The sequence below is a fragment of the Archangium sp. genome, from assembly GCF_045802675.1.
Lineage (GTDB): Bacteria > Myxococcota > Myxococcia > Myxococcales > Myxococcaceae > Archangium.
In genome coordinates this window covers 46,458-57,522 of sequence record NZ_JBJMQO010000083.1, presented here as the reverse complement: position 1 = coordinate 57,522, position 11,065 = coordinate 46,458, and the positions used below count along the sequence as shown (strand labels likewise).

The 11,065-nt window shown below is 70.3% G+C and carries 8 protein-coding genes; 2 read left to right on the top strand and 6 right to left on the bottom strand.

Annotation, left to right across the window (positions count from 1 at the left end; translation table 11 throughout):
* Positions 1 to 1,663 (bottom strand): hypothetical protein (locus tag ACJ8AN_RS24285; protein ID WP_407757829.1); only part of this gene is annotated, 1,663 nt, incomplete at its 3' end.
* Between the two features lie 101 nt (positions 1,664 to 1,764).
* Between ACJ8AN_RS24285 and ACJ8AN_RS24280 the strand changes: the two genes are divergently transcribed.
* Positions 1,765 to 2,940, top strand: a complete 1,176-nt coding sequence (locus tag ACJ8AN_RS24280) for a hypothetical protein (protein WP_407757828.1) — start codon at positions 1,765 to 1,767, stop codon at positions 2,938 to 2,940.
* A gap of 14 nt (positions 2,941 to 2,954) precedes the next feature.
* Positions 2,955 to 3,233: a hypothetical protein gene (locus ACJ8AN_RS24275; RefSeq protein WP_407757827.1), complete on the top strand. Its 279-nt coding sequence runs from the start codon at positions 2,955 to 2,957 to the stop codon at positions 3,231 to 3,233.
* Positions 3,234 to 3,243: 10 nt separating this feature from the next.
* On the opposite strand, the gene ACJ8AN_RS24270 is transcribed toward ACJ8AN_RS24275, so the two are convergent.
* From ACJ8AN_RS24270 to ACJ8AN_RS24250, 5 genes are all read right to left on the bottom strand, one after another.
* Positions 3,244 to 3,735 (bottom strand): hypothetical protein, encoded by a 492-nt coding sequence (locus tag ACJ8AN_RS24270; RefSeq protein ID WP_407757826.1) that lies wholly within the window; start codon positions 3,733 to 3,735, stop codon positions 3,244 to 3,246.
* A 326-nt stretch (positions 3,736 to 4,061) separates the two neighbouring features.
* Entirely contained in the window at positions 4,062 to 6,071 is a 2,010-nt protein-coding gene (locus ACJ8AN_RS24265) for a hypothetical protein (RefSeq protein ID WP_407757825.1), read from the bottom strand.
* 78 nt (positions 6,072 to 6,149) lie between these two features.
* Entirely contained in the window at positions 6,150 to 6,998 is an 849-nt protein-coding gene (locus tag ACJ8AN_RS24260) for a hypothetical protein (protein ID WP_407757824.1), read from the bottom strand.
* 39 nt (positions 6,999 to 7,037) lie between these two features.
* Positions 7,038 to 8,780, bottom strand: a complete 1,743-nt coding sequence (locus tag ACJ8AN_RS24255) for a serine/threonine-protein kinase (protein WP_407757823.1) — start codon at positions 8,778 to 8,780, stop codon at positions 7,038 to 7,040.
* A 181-nt stretch (positions 8,781 to 8,961) separates the two neighbouring features.
* Complete coding sequence (locus ACJ8AN_RS24250; protein ID WP_407757822.1) at positions 8,962 to 10,965, bottom strand: WD40/YVTN/BNR-like repeat-containing protein; 2,004 nt, start codon at positions 10,963 to 10,965, stop codon at positions 8,962 to 8,964.
* Between the last annotated feature and the right edge of the window lie 100 nt (positions 10,966 to 11,065).

Below are 11,065 nucleotides of genomic sequence, written 5' to 3'. Positions count from 1 at the left end.
CGTTGCCCGCTGGCCGGTTCTTCAGAATGGTCTCGTACATCCGCTCCCAGTCCGCGTCCGGCTGGAAGGAGAAGCGGCGGTACTTCTCCGGGTGGCGGAACTGGTAGTCCACCCAGCGCTGGGCCTTGTGGGCCCGGGTCCCGGGCAGCAATCGGCTGCCGTCCGGCAAGGCGCGCACTCCCAGCAGCGGCACCTTCTGGCCCGCCCGCAGCGCCCCGGCCGCCTCCCGCAGCGGCGCCTCCAGCCCGCGCGCCACCCGCTCGAGGAAGCGCAATTCCTCCTCGGTGAAGGTGTGCCCCCTCGAGGCCGCCGCCAGCAGGCGCTCCACCTCCTTCGCGTCCCCCGGTGTCAGGTGCGAGGCCACGCGCGAGAGCACCGCCACCTCGTCCAAGCCGCGGCCGGTGAGCAACGCCAACCGCTCGGCGTCCTCCCCGGCCTTCATCAGCACGGCCCCGCTCACGAAGGGCAGCAGCACCCCGAGGGCACACAGCACGCGCTCGTTGCGTGTGAGGACATGGCCCGTGAGGCTGTAGCCGGTGACGGCCGCCCGCGCGTCCGTCACCTCGCCCGCCCCCGGCGTCAGGCCCACCAGCAGCTCCAGCACCAGGTCCTCGGCGGGGTAAGCCTCCGGGTCGAAGGCCTCGTTGTAGTCCAGTTGCACCGGCGCCAATCGGCCCAGTTGCACCGCGCTGGCCAGGGCCGAGCGGCTCGCCAGCAGGTACAGGGCCACCTCCTCGGGCGTGCGCCGGAGGAAGTCCGGGTCCTCCGTGTGTGTGTAGGCCCAGGCCAGCGTGGCGTTGCCCAGGGCTCGCAGCGATTGCTCGCGCAGGGGCGACTCGCTCAGGGAATAGCCCGGTGCCAGGCGGCGAGGGGGCGGGGCATAGGTGTCCAGCAGCCTTCTTCCCCAGGCCTCGTACTCGGCCAGCTTGCGCTGCACCGCCCGCCAGCGCTCCTCACGCTGCCGCTCCTCCCGCAGCAGGGCCACGTACCGCGCCAGGGGGGAGGGCGCTTTCTCCAGCACCTCCTCCGGTTGCAACAGCACCTCTCCCTCCAGTTTCTTCAGCGCCGCCTGCCCCTCGCGGCGCTCAGCCTCGGAGAGCCCGGGGGCTTGCAGCGCCTCGCCCTGGTGGCGCAGGAAGGCCTCGTAGGGCGCCTGGAGCCGCGTGGCCGAGAGCACCGGGCCCGTGGACTCCACCTCCTCCCGCCACGGGCCTTCACCGCGGCGCAGCGTCAGCACCACCTCGCCCCGCTGGCCCCGCACGTACCGGTACAGTGCCCATTCCAGCAGGCGGCGGAAATCCTCCGCCCCCACCGGGCTCACCTCGGCGCCCGTCCCTTCATGTGCGTGGACGGCGAGCAACTGGACCCGCTCGCCCTCCGCGCGCAACCCGAGCATCAGCCACGCGCCCATGTGCTTCAACCCGCGCGCGGCCGCCCACGCCTCGGTGCGCACCTCGTTCGTTCCCTCCAGCACCTCGGTCTCGGGAAGTGACGGAGCCCACGTGCCCCGCCCCTCCACCCCGGGCCGAGCGATCAGGGGACTCGGGTCCGGCGACTGCATCGCGAGCTCCGTGCGCGGGCCAACGCCGATGCTCGCGGTATGGCTCCGGCACGCGGCCAGTGACACCAGCACAATCGAGACAAAAACCGAGGGCGTCTTCATGGCCGCTGCAGGGGGAAGCAGGCTACCGGGATGTGGGGCAGGGGGGACAGGTTACAATCCCGGCCCTCAGCTCCCATTCAAAACAATCCAGGAGAGATCCCTTGAAGAGGCTCGAGTTGTTGGCGTGTGCATTCGTTCTGGCGGCCTGCGGCGAAGTACCCCAGGCCCCCGCGCCGGTGATGAAGGACAACCTGGGAGTCGACTTCTCGAGCGTCCGCGGTCTCGCGATTGGCACGTCCTCCGCCTCGCAGGAGCGGCAGCTCCTCACGCTCGATTCGAGCAACCAGCTCCAGCCCGTGGATCTCACCACCGTTGGCTCGGGCAACCCCCGGGAGCTCTACGATACCCCCCGATTCGTTCTCCTCGTCGTCTCCGACGTGACGTACAAGGACCAGACCTGCGCGTCCGTCCTGGTTCGCAAATCCGACTCGGCCCAGTTCTGTGTGCCCGTCGCTCCCGCCAGTTACCGCCTGAACAACTCGGCCCGGGTTCAATGGGGTGACTCGGGAAACCTCCTGACCCTCGATGGCGGGAACAGTGTGTATCGCATCGACGCGAGCACCGAGCCCCTCCAGCTCACGACGCTCGGGTTCGACGGCGCCGAGCTCGTCAACTTCGCCGTGAACGCCGTCGATGACGTGATGGTGACCCTGCGCCAGGACAATGGCACCGTCATCCGCGTCTATCCCCGGAGTGGTGCGCCCCAGTTCATCACGGCCCGGAACGAGACCTGCGTGCTCCCGGGGCTGGCCGGCAGCCGGGACTACTACCTCGCCCTGGGCTGGTCGGATAAATCGACCGTCGACCACGTAATGGGACTCGCGGATGGGACGTATTCGGCGCCCACGAACGTCTGGACGAGTGGGCCCTCGGTCTGGAACGACTGCGGCGTCGTCTATCGCGATCAGTCCCGGCTCATCGTCCTGGCCTCGACCACCCTGCTCGAGCTGGTGAACCCGTCCGGCACTCCCCGGGTGCTCTCCGTGCCGATGAAGGTGGCTCGGGGTGGCTCCTTCTTCAACTGGGGGCAGGACTCGGACGGGTTCGCTTTCGTGACCCGGTATGATCTCCCGGATCTGGCGCCCGTGGAGCTGCTGAAGGCGGCGCCCTACAGGCTCGGCAAGGTGGATGTCAGCCCCAGTGGCGAGGTGACCTTCGTCGCGACACGGCTCTCCGATGGCCTCCGCGTGGTGGGCACCCTCCGCGGCGGTACGCTCTCGGTCTCCGAGCTGACTCAGTCCCAGCCGGAGATCCTCACCTTGGTGCGAATCAACTGACAGGCGAGCTGCGGATGGCGGATCTGCTCGCCCTCCAGCCCAACCTCAACATCCGGCTGTTCCTGGTGGCCCCCGACGAGCGCCGGAGCAAGGTGGAGCAGGAGATCCGCCGCCCCACGTTTTCCTTGAGGGAGCGCCCGCTCAACGCGCTTTGCGGATTCATTCCGTTCAACCGGCTGGCCGAGCGCATCGCGGTCATCCGCGAGAACAACCTGGCCTCCTCGCTCAATCCCGACTTCCTGTCGAAGTCCGTCGCCGAGTATTTCAAGCGAGAGGACACGACGACGCCCTGAGTCATCCGGCTCAGTGAAGGGGCTGGCCGAGCGAATCCAGGACGGGCCTGCGGGTGGGGAGGGTGTGGTGCTCGTGGTCGTAGAAGCACTCGGGGCCGAGCAGGGAGATGAGCTCGCGCTCGTGCGCCATGCCCGCCTCGGTGCCCGCCTCGGTGGGCAGCTCGTACGGCTGGACGAGGACGAGATCCTCTCCAAGCGTCTGGCGGCACTCGGGGGGGAGCGCGTCGAGCCGCTCGCCGAACATTCGCACGAAGGGCGGGCCGTAGAAGTTGCGCCAGACGAGTCCCGCCAGTCCCTGGCTGTAGTCGGGCACGGTGGCCACCTGTTCCGAGTAGGTGAACTCCGTTCCATCATCCTGGGGGATGCTCTTGCGGACGTCCCGCCAGTGTTTGGCATGAAGATCCGTCTCCAACCCTGCCATCGCCAGCGGGACTTGAAACAGGAGCATGACCTCGAGCACCTGCCGGGTATGTGCCGCGCGCCGGGAGGCTTTCGCGGCCATGCTCGCGGACGTCGTCCAGGAAATAGCACCCGTGTAGGGCGGAGCGCCGGTGGAAGTAGGATGAATAAAGATGAAGTCCCGATCCGTGCGAGCTGCCACGAACAAGGTTCCATGCTCTTCGTAATGCGCCACGATCGCCCCCAGATCGATGCGGCGCGGATCGATGGGTTTGTCCAAGGCCACGGACCCATAGCGTCTGGGTTCGAACCAACGGAACTCGCGAAGCACAAGGTCGAGAAACCTCCCCACCACTGCGCAAGATGGCCGTCCGGGAGGAAGATCGAAAACCGTATCGATGTATTTGATGGGCATGTTGTGAATGGGAATCATGGATAACGCCGGATGGCTGCCTTGCCCTCACTTGATAAGCGGTTCAGTTCTTTCAGGAGAGGTCTGGACAGCTGCGTAGCCCCATCGGGATGTTGAGCGGAGCGGACCCACAGCTCGAGGTGTCCACCGTATTTGTCCACGTAGGCAATCATCTCCTTGAGGTTGCCGGAGAGGGAGAGTTCCTTGCGGGCCTTGGACTCGACGAAGTTGTAGGGCTGACCCCATATCAGTTCCATCGGGTTGCTCTTCACCGCGTCGGGGATGAAACCCTGGGCGCCGCCGCCCGGTGGCGGCATCATCATCGCGGCGTTGCGCTCGTACTTGTTGGCCTGGAGGATGGCGTCCTCGAAGGCGTTGCCCGCTGGCCGGTTCTTCAGAATGGTCTCGTACATCCGCTCCCAGTCCGCGTCCGGCTGGAAGGAGAAGCGGCGGTACTTCTCCGGGTGGCGGAACTGGTAGTCCACCCAGCGCTGGGCCTTGTGGGCCCGGGTCCCGGGCAGCAATCGGCTGCCGTCCGGCAACGTGCGAACTCCCAGCAGCGGCACCTTCTGGCCCGCCCGCAGCGCCCCGGCCGCCTCCCGCAACGGCGCCTCCAGCCCATGCGCCACCCGCTCGAGAAAGCGCAACTCCTCCTCGGTGAAGGTGTGGCCTCGCGAGGCCGCCGCCAGCAGGCGCTCCACTTCCTTCGCATCCCCCGGTGACAGGTGCGAGGCCACGCGCGAGAGCACCTCCACCTCGTTCAGGCCCCGGCCGGTGAGCAAAGCCAGCCGCTCGGCGTCCTCTCCGGCCTTCATCAGCACGGTTCCGGTCACGAAGGGCAGCAGCACCCCGAGGGCACACAGCACGCGCTCGTTGCGTGTGAGGACATGGCCCGTGAGGCTGTAGCCGGTGACGACCGCCCGCGCGTCCGTCACCTCGCCCGCCCCCGGCGTCAGGCCCACCAGCAGCTCCAGCACCAGCTCCTCGGCGGGCCAGGCCTCCGGGTCGAAGGCTTCGTTGTAGTCCAGTTGCACCGGCGCCAATCGGCCCAGCTGCACCGCGCTGGCCAGGGCCGAGCGGCTCGCCAGCAGGTAGAGGGCCACTTCCTCGGGGGTGCGCCGGAGGAAGTCCGGGTCCTCCGTGTGCGCGTAGGCCCAGGCCAGCGTGGCGTTGCCCAGGGCTCGCAGTGATTGCTCGCGCAAGGGTGACTCGCTCAGGGAATAGCCCGGTGCCAGGCGGCGAGGGGGCGGGGCATAGGTGTCCAGCAGCCTTCTTCCCCAGGCCTCGTACTCGGCCAGCTTGCGCTGCACCGCCCGCCAGCGCTCCTCACGCTGCCGCTCCTCCCGCAGCAGGGCCACGTACCGCGCCAGGGGGGAGGGCGCTTTCTCCAGCACCTCCTCCGCTTGCAACAGCACCTCGCCCTCCAGTTTCTTCAGCGCAGCCTGGCCCTCGCGGCGCGCCGGCTCGGAGAGTGCCTGCAGCGCCTCGCCCTGGTGGCGCAGGAAGGCCTCGTAGGGCGCCTGGAGCCGCGTGGCCGAGAGCACCGGGCCCGTGGACTCCACCTCCTCCCGCCACGCGCCTTCACCGCGGCGCAGCGTCAGCACCACCTCGCCCCGCTGGCCTTGCACGTACCGGTACAGCGCCCACTCCACCAGGCCGCGGAAGCTCGCCGCCTCCACCGCTCCCATCTCGAGGCCCGTTCCTTCGTGCGCGCGAACGCCGAGCAGCCGGACACGCTCACCCTCCACCCGCAACCCCAGGGCCAGCCACGCCCCCGCGCGCTTCAGTCCGCGCGCCGCCGCCCACGCCTGGGCACGCACGTCCTCCGTTCCCTCCAGCATCCCGTCGCCGGTATCCGCCGGGGCCCTCATGTCCCGGTCTCCACCAGCTCCGGCCTGGGAGGCCAGCGCCAGCTCCGGTGACTCCAGGGTGAGCGCCAGGCGCGCGCCAGGGCCGCTGTCCAGGGGGCTCTGGCACGCGGCCACCGCCAGCAACACGAGGGGGAGAAGAGCCGGGGGCGTTCTCATGGACGTGTCGAGGGGGCGCGCAGTCTACCCCGGCCTCCCGGAAGGAGGCGCTCCACGGTCGGGAGATTGTCCCCAACCCTACTTCGCCGGGGAGGGCTCCGACGGCAGCAGGAAGCTCGTGACGAGCAGCGTGCCCGAAATCCCGGCGAAGAGGCCCGAGAGCGCGAAGCGCGTATTGGCGCTGCTCTGGAGCCGCTGCGCCTCCTCGTAGGTCCAGGCGGAGACTCCCGGGGAGCGCTCCTGCTGGAGCTTCGAGGACTGGGCCAACCCCAGCACCAGGAAGGTGACGGCCGTCACGGCGGCCGCTCCGGCGCCAATCCGGGTCACGGTCACGGGCAGCGGCGCGGACGGGGTGAACGCGGCGTTCTCAGCGGCGGGCATCGAGGGCGACAGGTTCGTCGCCCGGGGCGCATCCGAGGGCCGGAGCGCGTCCCCGACGGCGGGGTCCTCGCTCTCCGTGAGCGTCCTCGCGAGCTCCTGGCTGGCGCGCTGGAAGGCCGCGTCCAGCTCCGTGGGCCGCAGGGCGGACGCGGTGTAGCTGCGCTTGAAGAGGGCCCGGCCCTCGCGTGTCTCGAGCAGGGTGATTCGCATGGGCAGGTCGTCGAAGACCTTGCTCGAGTCGATCGTCACCACCGCCGCCACCCCCAGGTCACGCCCCAGCTTCGCGAAGCACTCGGGCTTGCCCTGGCAGGACTCCGGGGGGCGCTGCCCACTCAGCCGTGAGAGTGCCTCGCCCGGCTCCATCGCCACCGGCAGGTTCGCCTCCCGCAGGGCCCGCGAGAGCCGATCCGCCAGCGCGACGGACTCGATGGGCGTGAGGCCCTCGCTGCGCGAGACCATCACCACCATCCCCTTCGCATCGGTCCTGTCCGCGGGGGCGGGGGTGGGGGACTGCGCGACGAGCAACGTCAACACCAGGGAGAACATGGGCGCGCAATGTACACGCCGGGCCCCGGGGCGAGAACGTCAATTGCCCAGGTATTGCCTCTCCCAGATGTCCAGGTTGCGCTTCACCTGCTTGCGCTCGTCCGCCGTCGACGCGCTCGCCGCCCGGGCCCGCACCTTCTGCAGCAGCTTGCGCGCGCCTTCCTTCTCGTCCGGGGACATCGAGCTCGCACGCAGCTTGCGCTCCAGGCGCTCGATGCGCGTGAGCAGGGGCGGCTTGCGCTCGGTGTTCGCCTTGGGGGACGGCTCGCGCGGCCCCACGTTCTGGGTAAGCGCCGGGGCGGGCGCGGGGTCCGCGGCCACCGGTTCGGGGGCGGGCTGGGGGGCGGGCTCGGTGAGCGGAGCGGCCACGGCGGGCTGCACCGGAGTCTCGGCCACGGGAACCGCGACGGGGGGGGCCACTGGCGCCGGAGCCGGATCGGGCGCGCGCAGCCACAGCACCACCGCCACACCCGCGGCGAGCAGGAGCGCTCCGGCGCCCACGCCCACCTTCACGAGGACGCGGGACCTCGCCGGCGGCGTGCCACGCGGGCCGGCATTCACCACGGGCGGCGGCGCGGCTTCCCGGACGGGGAGCGCTTCCCGCCCGGCGGTGGGCACCGCCTCCATGTCGAGCATCGACATGCGCACCTCGCGCGAGGCGCGTGCGCCACTGGGCAGCGGGAGCGTGTCCGCGATGTCCTGGAGCACGGTCCGCACCTCATCCACGGGGGGGCGTGCCTCCGGGGCCTTCGCCAGCAGCCTCAGCACGAGCTTCGCGAGCGTGGGGGGCAGGTCCGGCCGCAGCTCGAGCGGATCGGGCGGCGAGTGCTCCAGGTGGTGGACGAGGTACTCCGCCGGGACGCGGGCCGAGAAGGGCAGCTGCCCGGTCAGCAGCTGGAAGAGGATGATGCCGAACGAGTAGAGATCCGTCCGGGCGCTCACGGGATCTCCGCGCACCTGCTCGGGCGCCATGTACTCCGGCGTGCCGATGATGAGCCCGTTGAGGGTCTGCTGCGCCGGGCCGCTCGAAATCTGCTTGGCCAGTCCGAAGTCCAGCACCTTCACGTACGAGCCGCCGCCGGGCTGGCGCACCAGGAAGATGTTGCTGGGCTTGAGATCGCGATGGATGACGCCCGCCCGGTGCGCGGCGGCGAGCGCGTCCAGCAGCTCGTCGGCGAGCCGGATGGCGTCCTGGGCGGAGAGGGCGCCCTTGCCACCGAGCCAGACGTCGAGCGGCGTGCCCTCCAGGTACTCCATGACGAAGTACTGCCGGCCATCCGGCATCTGGTCGAAGCTGAAGATGTCGATGATGCCCCGGTGGCGGATGGCATTGACCGCGCGGGCCTCGGCCAGCAGCCGCTCCACGTACACGGACTGATCTCCCACCTCGGGCCGCAGGACCTTGATGGCCACCTGCTTGCCGATCAGCGGCTGCTCGCCCCGGTAGACGATGCCCATGCCGCCGATGCCGATCTGCTCCTGGATGACGTACTCGCCCAGCTGCATCCCGATGAGGGGATCCGTCTTGGGAGGGCCCTTGGGCGCCGCGGCCGCCCGGGCCGCGGCGTTGGCGAGGCCCGGCATGGTGGGCGCATGGCTCGGCACGGGGCCCGGGCCCCCGGGCGCGGCGGCGGGTGCGGCAACGGGAGCGGCGGCGGAAGCGGGATCGAGGTCCGGCCGCGTGGGCGACTGGCTCGGCACCGGACCCCCGGGCGAGGTGCCCTCGGGGCCCGGCTGGGGCTTGAGCTGCGGGCGCCTGGAGGCGGCGTCATCACCGAGCACCGTGCCGTCGTGAGGGCACTTTTCGGTACCCTGGGCAACGCGCAGGCCGCAGGTGGGACACTCTAGGGAGAGGGGCGGGGCCATCGAAACAGGGCGGGACCTTATCAGAGAACCCACCCTCAGGCGGCGGAGACATGGGCCCCCCCTGCCTGCCCGGCGGCCGGCCTGGGGCCGGCACCTCCTACGGTTGGAGCCGGAGGACCGTCCCGTTGGCGCCGCCCACCCAGACATTGCCCGGGGTGACCCACACCGTCCGGAGGTTGTCGCTCACCCCGCTCACCTGCGCCGTCCAGTTCTGCCCGTTCCAGAAGGTGAGGCTGCCATTGTCGCCCACGGCCCACACGGCGTTGGAGGCCTGCCCGGCGATGGCTCGTAGGGTCTGGGCCACCCCCGTGGAGAACGAGGTCCAGGACGTCCCATCATAGTGGTAGGCGACACCCCCCACGCCCACCACCCACACGTCGCGCGGTCCCGAGTTCCATACCCCGAGGAGATCGGCCGACGCGGACGGCGGCTTCTGGCTGGTCCAGTTCCCGGTGATGTCCCGGTGGAAGACCGTGCCGCCGTTGCCCACCGCCCAGACATCGGTAGCGGAAGAGCCCCAGACGGCGTTCAGCTGCGTGCTCCCCATGGGAGTCAGGGTGCCCCCCTCGTTGACCCAGGAGCCGGTGTCATCGCGGCGCCGGAGGAAGCCGCTGTTGCCCACCGCCCACACCGGGGCCGCCCCCGTTCCCCAGAGGCCGTTCACGACGCTGGTGAACGTGGAGCTCGGGGTCACCCACTGGCCATTCTGGAGCACGTGGATCTTCGAGCCGCTGCCGCCCGTCGCCACGTTGTTCTCCGCCACGAGCAGCAGCGCTCCACTGCCCCAGAGGGCGGTGAAGGAGCCCGCCTCCGGAGGTGCCACGGGCGACCAGCCGAGGTTCTGGCGGCCCATGATCAGGTCGTTGTCCCCGGCCGCCCAGAGGTTGAGCGCATCGGTGCCCCAGAGGGCGTTGACGTTGCGCGTCACGCCGCCGGGGACCTCGGCCCACTGGGTGGCCCCGCGCCGCACGATGGTGCCCGAGGCCCCGACGGCCCAGAGCGCCGCGTCACTGTTGCCCCAAATGGAGTTGAGCCCCTGGGGTGTTCCACTGGCCTCGGCCGTCTTGCCCAGGACGTAGAGGGTCGAGCCGGGCCCGACGATGCGCGTGGTGCCGGCGGTGGTCCACACGCCATTGAGCGGCGTGGAGGTCGTCGCCCCCGCCGGCAAGGAGGACACCGTCCATGCCGAGTTGGCATAGGTGAACAGCGTGCCCTTGCCCACGGCGTAGGCGGTGCCGGCATCCGCTCCGGCGGCGACGGCCACCAGGTCCACGGAGCCCGACTTGTTGACGGTGACCCAGCCCCCATCCACGCCATGCACGAGGGTGGCGTTGCGGCCCACCGCCCAGGCCTCGGTGTTCGACACGGGCCACACGGCCAGGAGATCCGGCGCGGGGTTGGTGCCGGCGTCCCAGGACGGCGGGCTCCACTGCGTGCCATTGAAGGCGTAGAGGGCGCCCGTCTGGCCCACGGCAACAGCCGACGTGCCCGAGGCCCCCTCGATGTCGTAGAGCGTCGACGACTCGGCGAGCGTCTGGGACATCCAGGCCGAGCCGTCCCAGCGGTGCAGCATCCCGCCCCCGCCGCCGAACCACCACGTCCTGCCGGCGGCGGGCCAGGCGGCGCGCAGCGGCTGGGTGCTCGAGGGCGGATTGCGGGCCCAGCAGGTGCCATCCCAGTGCAGCGCGACGCCCCGCTCGCCCACGGCCCAGACGTCCGTCTCGGAGCGGCCGCGGACGGTGAACAGCGCGAGGCCCTCGGAGAGCGGGTTGTCCCAGCACCAGTTGGAGGTGGAGCAGGTGGGCGCCACCGAGGGCTGCGTGCAGCCGCCGTCCGAGCCCGTGTTGCTCCCCCCGTCCGTGCCCGCATCGGTGCCCGCATCTTGCGAGTCCCCGCCGTCGGAGGACCCGGGCACCTCACAAAAGCCCTCGCTCACGCAGACGTACGGCTCGCCTCCGGGGCCCCGCAGCTCCGAGCAGTCCTCGTCCGTCGAGCAGGAGAAGGACTTCTTGGGCAGGTCGATGCAGTGCAGGGACGACAGGGCCCCCACGGTCAAGGCCAGCAAGGGCCCCCAGCGCCACGTACGCGAGTTCGTCGTCACTCCGAGTTCCTGTTGAAGAGGCGGGGCGGACCATAGCGCGAGGCGCCCGCTTCGACACGAGGCGCGAGCCCCCTGCTCGGGATTTCTTCAATTCACCCGA